Raw genomic sequence first — 18,488 nt, forward strand, 5'->3', positions numbered from 1 at the left:
GGTATTCACCCCTTTCCTGCTTACGGAGCCTTCGCCATGGGCCACTACAAGTCGAATCTCCGCGACATCGAGTTCAACCTCTTCGAGGTGCTCGGCCGCGATCAGCTGTACGGCACCGGCCCGTTCGCGGAGATGGACGTCGACACCGCCAAGAGCATCCTCGACGAGCTGCGCCGCCTCGCCGAGAACGAGCTGGCCGAGTCCTTCACCGACGCCGACCGCAACCCGCCCGTCTTCGACCCGGAGACCAACACCGCGCCCGTCCCGGCCTCCTTCAAAAAGAGCTACCAGGCCTTCATGGACTCGGAGTACTGGCGCCTCGGCCTGCCCGAGGAGATCGGCGGCACGACGTCCCCGCGCTCCCTGATCTGGGCCTACGCGGAGCTGCTGCTCGGCGCCAACCCGGCCGTGTGGATGTACTCCTCGGGCCCCGCCTTCGCCGGCATCCTCTTCGAGGAGGGCAACGAGGCGCAGAAGAAGGCCGCCTCCATCGCCGTCGAGAAGCAGTGGGGCTCGACGATGGTCCTCACCGAGCCGGACGCCGGCTCGGACGTCGGCGCCGGCCGCACGAAGGCCGTGCAGCAGGCGGACGGCTCCTGGCACATCGAGGGCGTGAAGCGCTTCATCACGTCCGGCGAGCACGACATGTCGGAGAACATCCTCCACTACGTCCTCGCCCGCCCCGAGGGCCACGGACCCGGCACCAAGGGCCTCTCGCTCTTCCTCGTGCCGAAGTACGAGTTCGACTGGGAGACCGGCGAGCTGGGCGAGCGCAACGGCGTGTACGCCACCAACGTCGAGCACAAGATGGGCCTCAAGGCGTCCAACACCTGCGAGATGACGTTCGGCGACCGGCACCCGGCCAAGGGCTGGCTGATCGGCGACAAGCACGACGGCATCCGCCAGATGTTCCGCATCATCGAGTTCGCCCGCATGATGGTCGGCACGAAGGCCATCGCCACGCTCTCCACGGGCTACCTCAACGCCCTGGAGTACGCCAAGGAGCGCGTGCAGGGCCCCGACCTCGCGCAGTTCATGGACAAGACCGCGCCCAAGGTGACGATCACGCACCACCCGGACGTGCGCCGCGCCCTCATGACGCAGAAGGCGTACGCGGAGGGCATGCGCGCCCTGGTGCTCCACACCGCGGCCGTCCAGGACGAGATCCAGGTCAAGGAGGCCGCGGGCGAGGACGCCTCGGCGCTGCACGCCCTGAACGACCTGCTCCTGCCGATCGTCAAGGGCTACGGCTCGGAGAAGTCATACGAGCAGCTGGCGCAGTCGCTCCAGACGTTCGGCGGCTCCGGGTACCTCCAGGAGTACCCGATCGAGCAGTACATCCGGGACGCCAAGATCGACACCCTCTACGAGGGCACCACCGCGATCCAGGGCCAGGACTTCTTCTTCCGGAAGATCGTCCGCAACCAGGGCGCGGCCCTCAACGGCCTGGCCGAGGAGATCAAGAAGTTCCTCGCGGTCGGCACCGGCGGCGAGACGCTGGCCGGCGCCCGCGAGGAGCTGGCCAAGGCCGCCGTCGAGCTGGAGGCCATCGTCGGCGTCATGCTGACCGACCTCGCGGCCACCGAACAGGACGTGAAGTCCATCTACAAGGTGGGCCTGAACACCACGCGCCTGCTGATGGCCTCGGGCGACGTCGTCGTCGGCTACCTGCTGCTGCGCGGCGCCGCCGTCGCGGCCGAGAAGCTGGAGACGGCCTCCGCGAAGGACAAGCCCTTCTACGAGGGCAAGATCGCCGCGGCCAAGTTCTTCGCCGCGAACGTCCTGCCGGGCGTCGCCGGTGAGCGCAAGCTCGCCGAGGGTGTGGAGCTGGGCCTCATGGAGCTGGACGAGGCGGCGTTCTAGTTCGACCTGGTTCGACCGGATTCCTCTCGCACGTCAGCGCGATGCCGTCACCTGATCATTTCGGGTGGCGGCATCGCCGTATGCGCTGGGTAGGCTGAACCAACGGCCGAGAATCCCGTCCATGGGAGGAACCATGACCGCCGAAGCCCGCGCCGAAGCGCTGCACGCACTCCAGCCCGACGGCTCGGCGTGGCCGGTGCCGCCCCAGGACGGCTACACGACGGACGAATTCTTCAGCCTCGACCTCCCGCCGCACACAGAGCTGATCGACGGGAGCCTGATCTTCGTGAGTCCGCAGCGCAAGTTCCACACGCTGGCGATGGACCTCTTGGTGAACGGGGTGCGCGCCACCGTCCCCGAGCACCTGCGGGTCCGCCGCGAGATGGCCGTCGTCCTCGGCCGCAGGCAGGCGCCCGAGCCGGATCTCGTGGTCGTGACCGCGGAGGCCGACGCCGACCAGACACAGACGCGCTACCGCGCGGAAGACGTCCTGCTCGCCGTGGAGGTCGTCTCGCCCGACTCCGAGGAGCGCGACCAGGACACCAAGCCCCGCAAGTACGCGACCGCCGGAATCCGGCACTACTGGCTGGTCAGGATGGACGAGAACAAGCGGCCCGCCGTCCACACCTTCGAACTCGACCCGCACACCGGCGCCTACGCGCCCACGGGCATCCACCACGACCGGCTGAAGGTCGCGGTGCCGTTCACCATCGACATCGACCTCACCGAGATCGACCGCCTCTGAGCCCCCCGCCGCCCGGCCGTTGCCCCCATTAGGCTGGCAGCCATGCGTACACCCTCCGGCCCCTTCGACCGCGGCCACACCGAAGACCTCATGACCTTCCTCGCCGCGAGCCCCACGCCGTACCACGCGGTGGCCAGCGCCGCCGAGCGTCTGGAGAAGGCCGGTTTCCGGCAGGTCGAGGAGACCGAGGCCTGGGACGGCTCGACCGGCGGCAAGTACGTGCTCCGCGGTGGCGCCATCGTCGCCTGGTACGTCCCCGAGGGCGTCACGGCCCACACGCCGTTCCGCATCGTCGGCGCCCACACCGACTCCCCCAACCTCCGCGTGAAGCCGCAGCCCGACGCGGGCGGCCACGGCTGGCGCCAGGTCGCCGTGGAGATCTACGGCGGGCCGCTGCTCAACTCCTGGCTGGACAGGGACCTCGGCCTCGCCGGGCGCCTCTCGCTGCGCGACGGCACCACGCGGCTCGTGGACATCGACCGGCCGCTGCTGCGCGTCCCCCAGCTCGCCATCCACATGGACCGCTCCGTCCACACCGACGGCCTCAAGCTCGACAAGCAGCGGCACATGCAGCCCGTCTGGGGCCTCGGCGACGACGTCCACGAGGGCGACCTCATCCGCTTCCTGGAGGAGGAGAGCGGCCTCGGCGAGGGCGACGTCACGGGCTGGGACCTCATGACGTACTCCGTCGAGCCGCCCGCCTTCCTCGGCCGTGACCGCGAGCTCGTCGCCGGCCCCCGCATGGACAACCTCCTGTCCGTGCACGCCGCGACGGCCGCCCTCGCCGCCGTCGCGGGCCGCGAGGAGCTGCCGTACATCCCCGTGCTCGCCGCCTTCGACCACGAGGAGAACGGCTCGCAGTCCGACACCGGCGCCGACGGCCCGCTGCTGGGCGGCGTCCTTGAGCGGTCCGTGTTCGCGCGCGGCGGCAGCTACGAGGACCGGGCGCGGGCCTTCGCCGGGACCGTCTGCCTCTCCTCCGACACCGGACACGCCGTGCACCCCAACTACGCCGAGCGGCACGACCCCACGCACCACCCGCGCGCCAACGGCGGCCCGATCCTCAAGGTCAACGTCAACAACCGCTACGCCACGGACGGCGCCGGGCGCTCGGTGTTCGCCGCCGCGTGCGAGAAGGCGGGCGTGCCGTTCCAGTCGTTCGTCTCGAACAACGCCATGCCCTGCGGCACGACGATCGGCCCCATCACGGCGGCCCGGCACGGCATCAAGACCGTCGACATCGGCGTGGCCATCCTCTCCATGCACAGCGTGCGCGAGCTGTGCGGCGCGGACGACCCGTACCTGCTCGCCAACGCCCTCGTGGCGTTCCTGGAGGGCTGAGAGCCGGGCCGCCACGGGCTGCCACAGCCCTGACGCGGCGTCTGTTCCCGGCGGAGTCCCGGCCGTTGTCCGACGGCCGGGGCTCCGCTTTCCGTGTGGAGGTGGCGCAGCCGGGTACACGGTCGGCGCAGCCACGACACAGGGAGGCGGTCCATATGGGCCTGGGCGGATGCATCATTCTCATCGCCGTGGGCGCCATTCTCACGTTCGCGACCGACTGGAAGATGGAGGGCTTCAACGTCACCGTCGCCGGTCTGGTCATGATGGCGGTCGGGATCATCGGCGTCGCCGCGTTCACCAGCATCGCGCGGCGCAGGCGCGCGGTCGTGCCACCGGTCGCGCAGACCACGGTCGTCGACCCCGACCAGGAGCGCAGGGGCTACTGACCCGCCCCGGCGGGGCGGCTCAGCGGCGGGGCGCCGGTGTCCCGAGGACGCGGTCCTTCAGGGCGGGGAACTGCTCCCGGGTGGCGGCGACCCTGGCGGGGTCCAGGTCCACGGTCAGGACCTCCTCGCCGTCGCCCGCCTCCGCGAGCACCTCGCCCCACGGGTCCACCACGACGCTGTGCCCGGCCTGGTCCACGCCCGCGTGCGTGCCGCCGGTGCCGCACGCCAGGACGTACACCTGGTCCTCGACCGCCCGCGCCCTGGCCAGCAGCGTCCAGTGCTCGCGCCGCCGCGCGGGCCAGCCCGCCGGTACGACGAACATCTCGGCGCCCGCGTCCACGAGCCCCCGGAACAGCTCGGGGAAGCGCAGGTCGTAGCAGGTCGCGAGGCCGAGCGTCGCGGCCGGCGTCCGTACCGTCGCCAGCTCGGAGCCCGCGCCCATCAGCACCGCCTCGCCCTTGTCGAAACCGAAGCGGTGGATCTTCCGGTACGCGGCGGCCGGCTCACCGGTGGGGGAGAAGACCAGGGACGTGTTGTAGAGGGGGCCCTCCGGGTCGCGCTCGGGGATCGACCCGGCGTGCAGCCACACGCCCGCGTCGCCCGCCGCCTTCGCCATGGCCTCGTACGTGGGCCCTTCGAGGGGCTCGGCCTCGGCCGTGAAGGACTCGTAGGCGAAGGCACCGGTGGTCCACAGCTCGGGGAGCACCACGAGATCCGGACGCTCCCTCGCCGCGACCTCGCGCACCAGCGAAGAGACCCGCGCGCGGCGGGAATTGACCGGTTCGCCCTCGTCTACGGCGATCTGGATGAGAGAGGCGCGCACAGTACCACCGTCCTGCCGTTCGGGATCCGTCATCACCGTCAAGCACAGCCTACGATCGTCACACGAAAGCACTGCCGGGGTGCCTGTGGGCAGCGTACTGTGATTTTCCGGGGGAACCCCCGGACCCCCACGACGCCACTCAGCCACCCACCGCCCGCGTACGACCGCCGAGGGGTCCCGTGAGTCTCCATCCCAGCCTGCAAAACTACGCCGAAGCCTGGACCCACTCCGTGGAGGCGATATCCCAGCTGGTGTCGCCGCTCGCCGAGGGGGAGTGGAACCGGGCGACGCCCTGCCCGGGCTGGTCGGTGCGGGACATCGTCTCCCACGTCATAGGTCTGGACTGCGAGATGCTGGGCGACCCGCGCCCCATCCACACCCTCCCCCGCGACCTGTACCACGTGAAGACCGAGGGTCAGCGGTACATGGAGATGCAGGTGGACGTGCGGCGCCACCACACCGCGCCGGAGATGACCTCCGAGCTGGAGTACACGATCATCCGCCGCTCGCGGCAGCTGCGGAACGAGTCGCGGGACCCCTCGACGAAGATCCGCGGCCCCCTCGGCTCCGAGCAGACCCTCGAACTGGCCATGCGGTTGCGGGCGTTCGACGTGTGGGTGCACGAGCAGGACCTGCGGACCGCGCTGCGCCGGCCGGGCAACCTCGACTCCCCCGGTGCCTACGTCGCCCGCGACCTCTTCCTCCAGGGCCTCCCGAAGGTCGTCGCCAAGCTGGCGGGCGCCCCCGCGAACTCGGCGGTGGTCTTCGACGTGAGCGGCCCCGTCGAGTTCCTGCGCACGGTCCGCGTGGACGCCGACGGCAAGGGCACGGTGGACAACGCGCCCTCGCTCGGCCCGCTGGTCACCATCGGTCTCGACTGGGAGACCTACTTCAGACTCGCCTGCGGACGCGTGACGTACGCGGCCGTGGCCGACCAGGTCAAGGCCGAGGGCGACCAGGAGCTCGCGGAGGCGATCCTGCGCAACTTCGCGGTGACGCCGTAGCCCCTCGGCCCCGGCGTCCCCGCGCCCGGCGCCTCACGCCGGTACGTGCACGGCCTCCACGCGGCTGGCCACCAGCTGTTCCCGCTCCCGGCGGTCGGCCCGTCGCCGGAGCCGCAGGATCTGGCTCAGCCCCACCGCCTCAAGGACGAACACCGCGGAGAACGCCACGCGATAGTCGTCCCCGGTGGCGTCGAGCAGCACGCCGATCGCGAGCAGCGTCGTCATGGAGGCGATGAAGCCGCCCATGTTGGTGATGCCGGAGGCCGTGCCCTGCCGCTCCGGCGGATTCGCGGGCCGCGCGAAGTCGAAGCCGATCATCGACGCGGGCCCGCAGGCGCCCAGCACGGTGCAGAGCACGATGAGGAGCCACATCGGGGCGTGGTCCCCCGGGTAGACCAGCGTGGCCGCCCAGACGGCCGCCGTGGCCGCGATGGTGCCGAGCGCCAGCGGGAGCCGCGCCGCGTGGTGCCGGGCGACGATCTGCCCGTAGACGAGGCCGATGACCATGTTGGACAGGACGACGAGGGTCAGCAGTTCGCCGGCGGTCGCCCGGGAGAGGCCCTGCGCCTCGACGAGGAACGGCAGGCCCCAGAGCAGCAGGAAGACCATCGCGGGGAACTGCGTGGTGAAGTGCACCCAGAGGCCGAGCCGGGTGCCGGGCTCGCGCCACGACAGGGCTATCTGGCGGCGGACGTAGGCGCCCCCGGTGTGGGTCACCGGCTCCGGCGCGTGGCCCTCGGGGTGGTCCTTCAGGAAGAGCACCGTCAGGACGAGGACGACGACGCCGCAGAGCGCGCTGCCCGCGAAGGCCGTGGTCCAGCCGAGGGAGTGCAGCATCCTGGCGAGGACCAGCGTCGACACGAGGTTGCCCGCCATGCCGACGAGGCCCGCCAGCTGAGCGACCAGCGGCCCGCGCCGGGCGGGGAACCAGCGGGTGCCGAGCCGCAGCACGCTGATGAAGGTCAGCGCGTCACCGCAGCCGAGCAGGGCGCGCGAGGCCAGCGCCATCCCGTACGAGGGCGAGAACGCGAAGCCGAGCTGTCCCACGGTGAACAGCACCACGCCGATGGTCAGCACCTTCTTGGTGCCGAGCCGGTCGACCATCAGGCCGACGGGTATCTGCATGCCCGCGTAGACGAGGAGCTGGAGGATGGAGAAGGTCGACAGGGCCGAGGCGTTGACGTGGAAGCGGTCGGCGGCGTCGAGCCCGGCGACGCCGAGCGAGGTCCGGAAGATGACGGCGACGAAGTAGACGGCGACGCCGATCGACCAGACGAGGACGGCCTTCCTGCCGCCCACGGGGTCTCTCCCGGTCCCTCCGGAGCTGGGGGAAGGATCGCCGGGCTGCGGGACGGGCAAGGACTTCGCGCTCATCGGACCTCGCCCCGCGCCAGGTTCTGGAACCAGCCGACGTGCCGCGTGACGACCGCGACCGCCGCGTCGGCGTCGCCCGCCACCAGGGCGGCGAGGATCTCCTCGTGCTCCGCGAGCGTCTTGGCGATCCGGTCGGGGTGCGAGTGCATCACGGCGACGCCCATCCTCAGCTGCCGGTCGCGCAGCTGGTCGTAGAGCCGGGAGAGGATCTCGTTGCCGCCGCTGCGCACGATCTCCGCGTGGAAGCAGCGGTCGGTGACGGCCGCGGCGGCGAAGTCCCCGGCGGCTGCCTGCACCCGCTGCTGGTCGAGGAGTTCCCGCAGGCGGGCGAGGAGGGGGGCGGGCGCGGGCACGGCCTTGCGCACCGAGTGCTTCTCCACCAGCAGCCGGGTCTCGACGACGTCCGCGATCTCCTGGGCGGAGACGGGCAGGACGAGGGCGCCCTTCTTGGGGTAGAGCCGCAGCAGCCCCTCCACCTCCAGCTTCAGGAGCGCCTCGCGCACCGGGGTGCGGGAGACGCCCACGGCCTCGGCCAGCTCGCCCTCGGTGAGGAGCGTGCCGCCCTCGTAGCGGCGTTCGAGCACGGCCTGCTTGACGTGGGCGTAGACGCGCTCGGCGGCGGGTGGCTGCTTGACGGTGGTGGCGGCGGTGGCGGCTGGCATGCACACAGCATAGATACATTCCGTATACACAGGAAGCGGAGGTCCACATGGCGGAATCCGACGGCGGCCCGGCGCGTGCGCCCGGGGCGGCGCGGTACATCCGTCCGGGGCTCCCGCGGCGCGTGCGGGGGCACGTCGTTCCCGCGGCAACTGCCGGTGTTTTCCGTACATCCATTACGCCCTCTCACTCGTCTTAGAGGTGAGCGGCCCCCTCATGCGGCCGCAGCCCAGGGGCATTTGGAGCGAAGAACTTGAAAACCGGCATCAAGGGCGTACGTCGCGCATCAGCCGTCACCATCACCGCGAGCGCGATACTGGCCGGCGGCGCCCTCACCACTCCGGCCCACGCGGCCGCACCGCCGAAGCCGTCGATCGTCGCCAAGGGCGGCTTCGCGATGAACAACGGCAACGGCAAGACCCTGTTCACCAAGTCCGCCGACACCCGCCGTTCCACCGGCTCCACGACGAAGATCATGACGGCGCGCGTGGTGCTCGGCCAGCCGAACCTGAACCTGGACTCCAAGGTCACGGTCCAGAAGGCGTACGGCGACTACATCGTCGACAACAACTACGCCTCGTCGGCCCGTCTGATCGTCGGCGACAAGGTCACCGTCCGCCAGCTCCTCTACGGGCTGATGCTGCCCTCGGGCTGTGACGCCGCGTACGCGCTCGCCGACAAGTTCGGCAAGGGCTCGACGCGCAAGGCCCGCGTGAAGAGCTTCATCGGCCAGATGAACACCACGGCCAAGAACCTGAACCTGAAGAACACGCACTTCGACTCGTTCGACGGCATCGGCCACGGCGCGAACTACTCGACGCCGCGCGACCTGACGAAGCTCGCGAGCAGCGCGATGAAGTACTCCACGTTCCGCACGATCGTGAAGACGAAGTCCACGAAGCAGAAGGTCACCACGAAGTCCGGCGGCTACCGCTACATGTCGTGGGACAACACCAACAACCTCCTCGGCTCCTACCGCGGCGCCATCGGTGTGAAGACGGGCTCCGGCCCCGAGGCGAAGTACTGCCTCGTCTTCGCCGCGACCCGCAACGGCAAGACGGTCGTCGGCACGGTCCTGACCTCCTCCTCCGTGAGCGCCCGCACCTCGGACGCGAAGAAGCTGCTCGACTACGGCTTCAAGGTGGCGTGACGCTCGCTCAGAGCACCCACAGCGAAGAGGGCCCCGCCGCGGACAACGCGGCGGGGCCCTCTTCTTCTCTCGCCTACGCCCAGGTCATGAGCCGCTTCGGCTGCTCAAGGACGGCCGCCACGTCGGCGAGCACCTTGGAACCGAGCTCCCCGTCCACCAGGCGGTGGTCGAAGGAGAGCGCGAGGGTGGTCACCTGGCGCGGCTTGACCTTGCCCTTGTGGACCCAGGGCTGGAGCTTGATCGAGCCGACCGCGAGGATCGCGGACTCGCCGGGGTTCAGGATCGGCGTGCCCGTGTCGACGCCGAAGACGCCGACGTTCGTGATCGTGACCGTGCCGCCCTGCATGGCGCCGGGCGACGTCTTGCCCGCGCGGGCCGTGGTGACCAGCTCGCCCAGGGACTCGGCCAGCTCCGGCAGGGTCTTGGCGTGCGCGTCCTTGATGTTCGGCACGATCAGTCCGCGCGGGGTGGCCGCGGCGATGCCCAGATTCACGTAGTGCTTCTGGACGATCTCCTGGTTGACCTCGTCCCAGGCGGCGTTCACCCCGGGGTTCCGCCTGATCGCCACCAGCAGGGCCTTGGAGATCAGCAGCAGCGGATTGACCCGCAGCCCCTCGAACCCGTACTCCCCGGGGTCCCGCTTGATCTCCTCGACCAGCTTCATCGTCCGCGTCACGTCGACGGTCACGAACTCCGTCACGTGCGGGGCGCTGAAGGCCGAACCGACCATCGCCTGCGCGGTGGCCTTGCGCACGCCCTTGACCGGGATACGGGTCTCACGGGCGTCCGGGCTGACCGCGGGGGCCGGCGCCTGGGCGGACGCGGCCCGCTCGGGGGCGTCCTGGGCGGCGGGTGCGGCCTGCGGGGCCGGGGCCTCGGGCCGCGCCGGGGCGGCCGCCGCGTGGACGTCCTCCCGGGTGATGATCCCGTCCGGCCCGGACGGCGTGACCGTCGCGAGGTCGACGCCGAGGTCCTTGGCGAGCTTGCGCACCGGGGGCTTGGCGAGCGGACGCGTGGCGTGGCCGTTCAGGCCGGGCCCGGCGGCAGGTCGCGGCGCGGGCGCGGGCTCCGCCACGGGGGCGGCGGGCGCGGCATCGGCCGTGCCGTTGACACCGGTCGCGCCGGCCTTGCGGGCCCTGCGCTTGGTGGAGGACGCGGCCACCCCGTACCCCACGAGCACGGGCTGCCGTCCCTCGGGGGCGGCCTCCTCCGCGGGCGCGGTGGCCTGCGCGGGGGCGCTTGCCCGGGCCGGGTCGGCGGTCTCCGCGGCAGTCCCGGGGGCGGGCGCCGCCGCGGGGGCCGGAGCTGCGGATGCCGGGGCGTCCGCACCGCCCGACACGTCCACCGCGATGATCACCTGGCCGACGTCGACCGTCGTGCCCTCGGGGAAGCGCAGCTCACGCACCACGCCGTTGAACGGGATGGGCAGCTCGACGGCCGCCTTCGCCGTCTCGACCTCGCACACGACCTGGCCGTCGGTGACGGTGTCGCCGGGCGCCACGTACCACTTGAGGATCTCCGCCTCGGTGAGCCCCTCGCCCACGTCCGGCATCTTGAACTCTGCAAGAGCGGTGTCTGTCATCGTCGTCACGACCCTCTCCCTCAGTACGCCAGCGAGCGGTCGACGGCGTCGAGCACCCGGTCGAGACCCGGCAGGTACTCCTCTTCGAGGCGCGCCGGCGGGTACGGGGCGTGATAGCCGCCGACCCGGAGCACCGGGGCCTCCAAGTGGTAGAAACACCGCTCCGTGATCCGCGCCGCGATCTCGGCGCCCGTGCCGAGGAAGACCGGCGCCTCGTGGACGACGACGAGCCGCCGCGTCCTCTCCACCGACGCCTGCACGGCGTCGAAGTCGATCGGCGACATGGAGCGCAGGTCGAGGACCTCCAGGGACTTGCCCTCCTCCTCGGCCGCCGCTGCCGCCTCCAGGCACACCTTCACCATCGGGCCGTACGCGGCGAGCGTGAGGTCGCTGCCCTCGCGGGCGACGACGGCCTTGTGCAGGGGGCCGGGGATCGCCTCCTTGTCGACCTCGCCCTTGTCCCAGTACCGCCTCTTCGGCTCGAAGAAGATCACCGGGTCGTCGCTCTGGATGGCCTGCTGCATCATCCAGTAGGCGTCCGCCGAGTTCGAAGGAGAGACCACCTTCAGGCCCGCGACGTGCGCGAACAGCGCCTCGGGCGACTCGCTGTGGTGCTCTACGGCGCCGATGCCGCCGCCGTAGGGAATGCGGATGACGACCGGCATCTTGATCTTGCCGAGCGCGCGGGCGTGCATCTTCGCGAGCTGCGTGACGATCTGGTCGTACGCCGGGAAGACGAAGCCGTCGAACTGGATCTCCACCACCGGGCGGTATCCCCGCAGGGCGAGGCCGATGGCGGTGCCGACGATGCCGGACTCGGCGAGCGGGGTGTCGATGACCCGGTCCTCGCCGAAGTCCTTCTGCAGCCCGTCCGTCACGCGGAAGACGCCGCCGAGCTTGCCGACGTCCTCGCCCATGATGAGGACCTTGGGGTCGTTCTCCAGCGCCGTGCGGAGCGATTCGTTGATCGCGCGGGCGATGGGCAGCTTCTGGACAGCCATGGCTACTTGACCTCCCCGGCCGCGGGGGCGTCCGCGAACGACGCCTGGTAGGCGGCGAACTGGGCGCGCTCCTCGTCGACGAGGGCATGCCCGTCGGCGTACGCGTTCTCGAAGATCGCCATCAGGTCGGGGTCCGGCATCGCCCGCACCACCTCTCGCACTCGCTTGCCCAACGCTTCGCTCTCCTCGTCGAGTTCCGCGAAGAACGACTCGTTCGCGTGACCTTCGGACTCCAGGTAGGCCCGCAGCCGCAGGATCGGGTCCTTGGCCTCCCAGGCGACCCGCTCGTCGTCGCTGCGGTACTTGCTGGGGTCGTCGGAGGTCGTGTGCGCGCCCATGCGGTACGTGAACGCCTCGATCAGCGCCGGGCCCTCGCCGTCGCGGGCCCGCTCAAGGGCCCACTTCGTCACCGCGAGGACGGCGAGGACGTCGTTGCCGTCGACCCGCACGCCGGGGAAGCCGAAGCCCTGCGCACGCTGGTAGAGCGGCACGCGGGTCTGCTTCTCGGTCGGCTCGGAGATCGCCCACTGGTTGTTCTGGCAGAAGAACACGACCGGTGCGTTGTAGACCGCGGAGAAGGTGAACGATTCGGCGACGTCGCCCTGGCTGGAGGCGCCGTCACCGAAGTACGCGATCACGGCCGAGTCGGCGCCGTCCTTGGCGACGCCCATGGCGTAGCCCGTGGCGTGCAGCGTCTGCGAGCCGATGACGATCGTGTACAGGTGGAAGTTGTTGGAGTTCGGGTCCCAGCCGCCGTTGTTCACGCCGCGGAACATGCCGAGCAGGTTCGTCGGGTCGACCCCGCGGCACCAGGCGACGCCGTGCTCGCGGTACGTGGGGAACACGTAGTCGTCGTCGCGGGTGGCCCGGCCCGAGCCGATCTGGGCCGCCTCCTGGCCGAGCAGCGACGCCCACAGGCCCAGCTCGCCCTGGCGCTGCAGAGCGGTGGCCTCGGCGTCGAAGCGGCGGGTGAGGACCATGTCGCGGTACAGACCGCGCAGCTCCTCCGCGGTGATGTCGGCGACGTACGGCTCGTACTCGGCCGTCTTCGCGCTCTTGACCCGCTTGCCCTCGGGGGTCAGCAGCTGTACGAGCTCGGGTTCCGTGCTCTTCTGCGGCGCGGCCTTCTTCGCGCCTGCGCGCTTGCTGCCGCCCGTACTGCTGCGGCGCGGTTTGCGCGCGGCGGTGCTCTCCACGGTCACGTGTGCTCCTCCGTCGGTCCGGCCCCCGGGGGTTACCGGGTAGGCCAGTGGGGCTCGCCTGCTCCGTGCCCGCGCACGGGGTGGGTGCGACTCGGCCGGGAACAGGCGTGACAGGTGCCCCGGCGAGCGCCCTGCACAATGCACGTTACCCAGTGCTCACCAATTCTGTGAAACCCCATCTGACCTGCGTATTTGCTTGGATTTCCAAGTAAACGGCCACCGGCCGACTGCTCGGATTTCCGAGTAAATGCAGAGAATGGGGAACACTGCCTGGTCACAGCACTGATCACAGCCTGGCAGGGGGCCGGAACACCGGCACGTTATCCCGGCCACCCCGGGAACGGGAAGGGTTGGGCCCGGGCACCGAAAGAGATCGTGTGTGAGACTGGGCCCGTGCGCGAAGACGGAAAAATTACGGTTTTTCTCCTCGACGACCATGAAGTGGTGCGCCGTGGAGTCCATGAGCTGCTCTCCGTGGAAGCGGACATCGAGGTCGTCGGCGAGGCCGGCACCGCGGCGGACGCCCTGGTCAGAATCCCCGCGACCCGTCCTGACGTGGCTGTTCTCGATGTACGCCTGCCGGACGGCAGCGGCGTCGAGGTGTGCCGCGAGATCCGTTCGCGGGACGAGGACATCAAGTGCCTCATGCTCACGTCGTTCGCCGACGACGAGGCGCTCTTCGACGCGATCATGGCCGGTGCGTCCGGCTACGTCCTCAAGGCGATCCGCGGCAACGAACTCCTGACCGCCGTTCGCGACGTCGCCGCCGGAAAGTCCCTCCTCGACCCCGTCGCCACCGCCCGCGTCCTGGAGCGGCTGCGCGACGGCAACCGCACCAAGGGCGACGACCGCCTGGCGAACCTCACCGACCAGGAGCGGAAGATCCTCGACCTGATCGGCGAGGGGCTGACCAACCGCGTCATCGGCGAGCGGCTGCACCTCGCCGAGAAGACCATCAAGAACTACGTCTCCAGCCTGCTCTCGAAGCTGGGCATGGAGCGGCGCTCGCAGGCGGCGGCGTACGTGGCCCGCCTCCAGGCGGAGCGGCGCTGACGGGACCTACGTCCCTTCCTCAGGGGGCCGGAGCCCCTTTTGAGGCGCCCTTCGCGTACGTGAAGGTGGTGCCATGCCCACCGACGAACAGCTCGCCTTCGACCTGCTCGGCCGCACCGACCACGGCCGGGTGGCGAGCAGCATGCGCGCGCTGCCCTTCCTCGCGGTGGCCCGGCACGTCGTCGCCGACGGCACCCTGCTGCTTCGGATGCACCGCGGCTACGGCTACCACCAGGCGTGCGTCGGCGGCGTCGTCGCGTACGGCGCCGACAACCTGGACGCCGCCTCCGCCCGCGACGGCCGGTGGACCGTCCAGCTCATCGGCCTGTGCACGGCGGTCGAGCCGTCCACCGCCGCCCTGGAGCTCTTCGGCCCCCCGCCCCGCTTCGCCGACGGCGAGCCGTTCGACCCGGTGTACCTGCGGATAGAGCCGCGGGTGACCAAGATCCACAGGTTCGGCCCCGCCAGGACCCGCCCCCTCCAACGCCTCGGCTAGCCACCGCGCCACTCCGGGCATCCGTGCCGCGCCGCCGCTGCCGCTGCCGCTGTGGGCATCCGTGCCGCTGGGGCGGCACGGGTGGGCACAGCGGCACCCCGCCGGGTGCCGCCCCTGCCCCTGCGTCAGTGCGGACGCCGGGTCACGACGACCGGAGGCCGAAGGCGGGCCAGGGGCTCACTCCTGGGGCTCGCCCCCGCCACCGCCGACGGGGTCCTCGCCCCCGCCCCCCGTGGGGTCGGAGGTGTCCGGCGGCGGGTCCGTGGGCTCGGTGGTCGGATCGTCGGTCGGATCGGTGGCGGTCGGCTGCTGAGTCGGCTGAGTCGGCTGCTGCGTCGGCTGAGTCGGATTCACGGTGGGCCGCGACGGCCCCGTCGGCTGGTTCGTCCGCGGCGGATAGTCCGTCTGCTCCCCGGACCCCTCCTCCGGCTCCGTCTCCTCGTCCGTCGTCTCGTCGTCCGCGCTCTTGCTGGGCTTCTTCTCCTGCGACTGCTTGGTCGTCGGAGTGGTCGGCGTCTCCTTCTTGCCCTTGCCGTCGGCCGCGCTCAGCGCGAACGCGACGCCCACCGCGATCGCGATGACCGCGAGGACGACGACGATCCACACCTTGCCGCGACCGCCGCCCCCGCCCCCGTGGTGCGAGCCGTCGAAACCGCCGTCATCGCCGCCCGGCGGACGCAGCATGGGCCCGGGGATCTGCGCGGTCCCGGAGTCGGGGTGCGCCATGGCGCCGGCCCCCGCGACCCCCATCGCCGGAGTGCTGCCGCCCTCGTGCATGTCGACGGGCCCGGTGTTCCAGGTGCCCGTGTGGCTGCCCTGCTCGTGCAGCATCTGGAGCGCGTACTGGACGAGGCCGCGCATCTCCTCGGCCGTCTGGAACCGGTCGTCCGGGTCCTTGGCCAGGGAGCGCATGACGAGCCCGTCCAGCTCGGGCGGCGCGGCGTCCGAGACCTCGGAGGGCGGGACCGCCTGGTCCTGCACGTGCTGGTACACCACCGAGAGCGGCGTCTCGCCCGTGAACGGCGGCCGCAGGGCCAGCAGTTCGTAGAGCAGACAGCCGGTCGCGTACAGGTCGGAACGGTGGTCGACGGCCTTGCCGAGCGCCTGCTCGGGCGAGAGGTACTGGGGCGTGCCCATGACCATGCCGGTCTGCGTCATCGTCGACTGCGCGCCGTGCAGGGCGCGCGCGATGCCGAAGTCCATCACCTTCACCGCACCGGTGTGCGTGATGATCACGTTCGCCGGCTTGATGTCGCGGTGCACGATGCCGTGCTGGTGCGAGTAGGCGAGCGCTTCGAGCACGCCCGACACGATGATCAGGGCCTGCTCGGGACCCGGCGCCTCCGCGTTGATCAGCAGATCGCGGATCGTCCGGCCCTCGACGATCTCCATGACGATGTACGGGACGACACTCGGCCCGACGACGTCTTCACCGGAGTCGTACACGGCGACCACAGCGTGGTGGTTGAGACCGGCGACGGACTGCGCCTCACGCGTGAACCGGGCCTTGGAGACCGGGTCCTCCGCGAGGTCGGAGCGGAGCAGTTTGACCGCGACCGTACGTCCCAGACGTACGTCCTCGGCCGCGAACACCTCCGCCATGCCGCCCCGGCCGAGGCGGTGCGTCAGCCGGTACCGGCCGTCGCCGACGAGCCCACCATTGCCCCACAACTCGGGCGCGTCAGACATACCGCCGCCAGTCGCCTCGGGGTCGGACGGGCCCTGAGCGCGCTGCGTCTGTGCCATCAGTCCTCGCCGTCGTTTCTGGTCGTGGTACTAGGTACCGGGTACATCGCGATACGGGGTACTCCGTCGGCCACGCTACAGCCTTCGCACCACCCCCTGGTCCGAGGTGGACCGGACATCAAAGCCTTCCCGGGGGCGCATGCGCAAACTTGTAACGCTTCCGAGACGCTTCTTGCGCGTACGGTCACGGAACGGGCACCGAGCTTGACGTGACATCGCCCTCGGGCAGACTTGGCCTGGAATAGCGGTAATCGATCACCAGCCGCGGAGCCGTCCGGGCGCCCGCGCCGATGGGGGACGCACGAGATGAGCAGCCAGGACGGCGCACAGGGGCGGTACGCGGGGCGTTCGCTGGCCGGTGGCCGCTACCAACTGCGCGATCTGCTCGGCGAGGGCGGCATGGCCTCGGTGCACCTGGCGTACGACGCCGTCCTCGACCGCCAGGTCGCGATCAAGACACTTCACACCGAACTCGGCCGCGAACAGTCCTTCCGTGAGCGCTTCCGCCGCGAGGCCCAGTCGGTGGCGAAGCTCACTCATACGAATATCGTGTCGGTCTTCGACACCGGCGAGGACGAGCTGGACGGCACGACGATGCCGTACATCGTCATGGAGTACGTCGAGGGCCGGCCGCTGGGCTCCGTGCTCGACGCGGCGGTCCGCCAGCAGGGCGCGATGCCGACCGACCAGGCGCTGAAGATCACCGCCGACGTGCTCGCCGCGCTGGAGATCAGCCACGAGATGGGCCTGGTCCACCGCGACATCAAGCCCGGCAACGTCATGATGACCAAGCGCAACGTCGTCAAGGTGATGGACTTCGGCATCGCCCGCGCCATGCAGTCCGGCGTCACGTCGATGACGCAGACCGGCATGGTCGTCGGCACCCCGCAGTACCTCTCGCCCGAGCAGGCGCTCGGGCGGGGCGTCGACGCGCGCTCCGACCTCTACTCGGTCGGCATCATGCTCTTCCAACTGGTCACCGGGCGGCTGCCGTTCGAGGCGGACTCGCCGCTGGCCATAGCGTACGCACACGTCCAGGAGGAGCCGGTCGCTCCCTCCTCGATCAACCGTTCGCTGCCGCCGGCCGTCGACGCGATCGTCGCCCGCGCGCTGAAGAAGAACCCGAACGAGCGCTTCCCGACCGCCGAGGCCATGCGCGACGAGTGCCTGCGGGTCGCCCAGTCCCTCCAGGCGGCGGCCCCCAGCATCGTGCCCGGCGCGCCGACGGCGAGCGGCGCGGGCGTCGGCTCCGCGGTCTTCCCGCCGGTCGACTCCTCGCTCCCGCATCAGGCCGGCTCGGTCCAGACGCCGTACCAGCCGAACCCGTACGGTCCCTCCACCCCCGCACCGGCCCCCACGCCGGGCTACGGCTACCCGCAGCAGAGCGGCTACCAGACCCCGTCGCCCGCCAACGCCTACGCCCCTCAGCAGGGCGCGCACACCCCGCCCCCGTACAACCTCTCGCCGCAGCCCGCCACGGCCACGTCCCCCTCGGGCGGCTCCGGTCCGTCCGGCTCGGGCAAGAAGAACCTGCCGGTGGTCATCGGCTCGATCGTCGTCGCCCTCCTGGCCATCGGCGGCCTGATCACGGCGATCTCCCTGAACGGCGGCGACGACGGCAAGGAAGCCTCCGACGACAAGTCGAAGCAGCCGGTGGCGGGACACAAGGGACCGAACAGGAACATGCGGATCGAGAAGGAGGAGTGCACCGAGCCCGAGACCGCGTACAACGACGAGACCAAGGTCAAGGCTCCTGACTTCACCTTCAAGGACTGGAAGTCCGTCCTCTCCTGCCTCCAGGCGGCGGGCTGGCAGTACGACCCGCGAAGGATCGACGAGAACGCCTACGGGGAGGACACCGTCATGCGGCAGACCCCCAAGGAGGGCTCGGACATCGACCCGAAGAACCCGCCGGAGTTCCAGCTGGACATCTCCACGGGCAACCCGGCCTAGGTGTATTGACCCGCAGCGTTGTTGACACGGGGGTCTTGATCAAAGGCGAAGACCTCCGGTGTGGTGGAGCTGTCTAGGACTGCACCACACGGAGGTCTTCGTGTCCCAC

Annotated in this window: 16 protein-coding genes; 9 read left to right on the forward strand and 7 right to left on the reverse strand. The window is 70.6% G+C overall.

Annotated features, from left to right (window positions below):
• The first annotated feature begins 36 nt into the window (after window positions 1-36).
• The 4 genes from AB0I16_RS26590 to AB0I16_RS26605 all read left to right on the forward strand — a co-directional run bounded on the left by AB0I16_RS26590 (window position 37) and on the right by AB0I16_RS26605 (window position 4,335).
• Window positions 37-1,863 (forward strand): acyl-CoA dehydrogenase, encoded by a 1,827-nt coding sequence (locus AB0I16_RS26590; RefSeq protein WP_363252096.1) that lies wholly within the window; start codon window positions 37-39, stop codon window positions 1,861-1,863.
• A 133-nt stretch (window positions 1,864-1,996) separates the two neighbouring features.
• Window positions 1,997-2,608, forward strand: a complete 612-nt coding sequence (locus AB0I16_RS26595; RefSeq protein WP_363252097.1) for a Uma2 family endonuclease — start codon at window positions 1,997-1,999, stop codon at window positions 2,606-2,608.
• Window positions 2,609-2,650: 42 nt separating this feature from the next.
• Window positions 2,651-3,949, forward strand: a complete 1,299-nt coding sequence (locus AB0I16_RS26600; RefSeq protein ID WP_363252098.1) for a M18 family aminopeptidase — start codon at window positions 2,651-2,653, stop codon at window positions 3,947-3,949.
• Window positions 3,950-4,104: 155 nt separating this feature from the next.
• The gene (locus AB0I16_RS26605; protein ID WP_062774477.1) at window positions 4,105-4,335 is read left to right on the forward strand and encodes a hypothetical protein; all 231 of its coding nucleotides are present in this window, start codon (window positions 4,105-4,107) and stop codon (window positions 4,333-4,335) included.
• A 19-nt stretch (window positions 4,336-4,354) separates the two neighbouring features.
• Here AB0I16_RS26605 and AB0I16_RS26610 read toward each other — a convergent pair whose 3' ends face one another.
• Window positions 4,355-5,158, reverse strand: a complete 804-nt coding sequence (locus AB0I16_RS26610; RefSeq protein ID WP_363252099.1) for a carbon-nitrogen family hydrolase — start codon at window positions 5,156-5,158, stop codon at window positions 4,355-4,357.
• A 179-nt stretch (window positions 5,159-5,337) separates the two neighbouring features.
• Here AB0I16_RS26610 and AB0I16_RS26615 point away from each other — a divergent pair, with 179 nt between their 5' ends.
• Complete coding sequence (locus AB0I16_RS26615; protein ID WP_363252100.1) at window positions 5,338-6,162, forward strand: maleylpyruvate isomerase family mycothiol-dependent enzyme; 825 nt, start codon at window positions 5,338-5,340, stop codon at window positions 6,160-6,162.
• Between the two features lie 33 nt (window positions 6,163-6,195).
• On the opposite strand, the gene AB0I16_RS26620 is transcribed toward AB0I16_RS26615, so the two are convergent.
• Together AB0I16_RS26620 and AB0I16_RS26625 are read right to left on the reverse strand one after the other, a co-directional pair.
• A complete protein-coding gene (locus AB0I16_RS26620; protein ID WP_363252101.1) occupies window positions 6,196-7,536 on the reverse strand; it encodes an MFS transporter in 1,341 nt (446 codons plus the stop codon).
• Window positions 7,533-8,198, reverse strand: a complete 666-nt coding sequence (locus AB0I16_RS26625) for a GntR family transcriptional regulator (protein WP_363252102.1) — start codon at window positions 8,196-8,198, stop codon at window positions 7,533-7,535. The genes AB0I16_RS26620 and AB0I16_RS26625 overlap by 4 nt, the downstream gene beginning before the upstream one ends.
• Before the next feature lie 251 nt (window positions 8,199-8,449).
• Here AB0I16_RS26625 and AB0I16_RS26630 point away from each other — a divergent pair, with 251 nt between their 5' ends.
• Complete coding sequence (locus tag AB0I16_RS26630; RefSeq protein WP_363252103.1) at window positions 8,450-9,346, forward strand: D-alanyl-D-alanine carboxypeptidase; 897 nt, start codon at window positions 8,450-8,452, stop codon at window positions 9,344-9,346.
• 73 nt (window positions 9,347-9,419) lie between these two features.
• On the opposite strand, the gene AB0I16_RS26635 is transcribed toward AB0I16_RS26630, so the two are convergent.
• From AB0I16_RS26635 to pdhA, 3 genes are read right to left on the reverse strand one after another with little or no spacing between them, the layout of a single operon-like run.
• Entirely contained in the window at window positions 9,420-10,937 is a 1,518-nt protein-coding gene (locus AB0I16_RS26635) for a dihydrolipoamide acetyltransferase family protein (RefSeq protein ID WP_363252104.1), read from the reverse strand.
• 11 nt (window positions 10,938-10,948) lie between these two features.
• The gene (locus AB0I16_RS26640; protein ID WP_363252105.1) at window positions 10,949-11,929 is read right to left on the reverse strand and encodes an alpha-ketoacid dehydrogenase subunit beta; all 981 of its coding nucleotides are present in this window, start codon (window positions 11,927-11,929) and stop codon (window positions 10,949-10,951) included.
• A 2-nt stretch (window positions 11,930-11,931) separates the two neighbouring features.
• A complete protein-coding gene (pdhA, locus tag AB0I16_RS26645; RefSeq protein WP_363252106.1) occupies window positions 11,932-13,131 on the reverse strand; it encodes a pyruvate dehydrogenase (acetyl-transferring) E1 component subunit alpha in 1,200 nt (399 codons plus the stop codon).
• Between the two features lie 393 nt (window positions 13,132-13,524).
• Between pdhA and AB0I16_RS26650 the strand changes: the two genes are divergently transcribed.
• Both AB0I16_RS26650 and AB0I16_RS26655 read left to right on the forward strand, forming a co-directional pair.
• Window positions 13,525-14,184, forward strand: a complete 660-nt coding sequence (locus AB0I16_RS26650; protein WP_363252107.1) for a response regulator transcription factor — start codon at window positions 13,525-13,527, stop codon at window positions 14,182-14,184.
• Between the two features lie 73 nt (window positions 14,185-14,257).
• On the forward strand, window positions 14,258-14,680 hold the full coding sequence (locus AB0I16_RS26655; RefSeq protein WP_363252108.1) for a pyridoxamine 5'-phosphate oxidase family protein: 423 nt from the start codon (window positions 14,258-14,260) through the stop codon (window positions 14,678-14,680).
• A gap of 177 nt (window positions 14,681-14,857) precedes the next feature.
• On the opposite strand, the gene AB0I16_RS26660 is transcribed toward AB0I16_RS26655, so the two are convergent.
• Window positions 14,858-16,426, reverse strand: a complete 1,569-nt coding sequence (locus AB0I16_RS26660) for a protein kinase (RefSeq protein ID WP_363252109.1) — start codon at window positions 16,424-16,426, stop codon at window positions 14,858-14,860.
• A 306-nt stretch (window positions 16,427-16,732) separates the two neighbouring features.
• On the opposite strand from AB0I16_RS26660, the gene AB0I16_RS26665 reads away from it, so the two are divergent.
• Window positions 16,733-18,379 (forward strand): protein kinase, encoded by a 1,647-nt coding sequence (locus AB0I16_RS26665; protein ID WP_363252110.1) that lies wholly within the window; start codon window positions 16,733-16,735, stop codon window positions 18,377-18,379.
• The last annotated feature ends 109 nt before the right edge of the window (window positions 18,380-18,488 follow it).

Origin of the sequence: Streptomyces sp. NPDC050703, from assembly GCF_040654435.1 — a bacterium.
Taxonomy (GTDB): Bacteria; Actinomycetota; Actinomycetes; order Streptomycetales; family Streptomycetaceae; genus Streptomyces.

Coding starts and splice junctions, on each gene's coding strand:
- AB0I16_RS26665 (WP_363252110.1), top strand. CDS start 16,733: ATGAGCAGCCAGGACGGCGCACAGGGGCGGTACGCGGGGCGTTCGCTG.
- AB0I16_RS26625 (WP_363252102.1), bottom strand. CDS start 8,198: ATGCCAGCCGCCACCGCCGCCACCACCGTCAAGCAGCCACCCGCCGCC.
- AB0I16_RS26640 (WP_363252105.1), bottom strand. CDS start 11,929: ATGGCTGTCCAGAAGCTGCCCATCGCCCGCGCGATCAACGAATCGCTC.
- AB0I16_RS26605 (WP_062774477.1), top strand. CDS start 4,105: ATGGGCCTGGGCGGATGCATCATTCTCATCGCCGTGGGCGCCATTCTC.
- AB0I16_RS26620 (WP_363252101.1), bottom strand. CDS start 7,536: ATGAGCGCGAAGTCCTTGCCCGTCCCGCAGCCCGGCGATCCTTCCCCC.
- AB0I16_RS26590 (WP_363252096.1), top strand. CDS start 37: ATGGGCCACTACAAGTCGAATCTCCGCGACATCGAGTTCAACCTCTTC.
- AB0I16_RS26595 (WP_363252097.1), top strand. CDS start 1,997: ATGACCGCCGAAGCCCGCGCCGAAGCGCTGCACGCACTCCAGCCCGAC.
- AB0I16_RS26660 (WP_363252109.1), bottom strand. CDS start 16,426: ATGGCACAGACGCAGCGCGCTCAGGGCCCGTCCGACCCCGAGGCGACT.
- AB0I16_RS26655 (WP_363252108.1), top strand. CDS start 14,258: ATGCCCACCGACGAACAGCTCGCCTTCGACCTGCTCGGCCGCACCGAC.
- AB0I16_RS26600 (WP_363252098.1), top strand. CDS start 2,651: ATGCGTACACCCTCCGGCCCCTTCGACCGCGGCCACACCGAAGACCTC.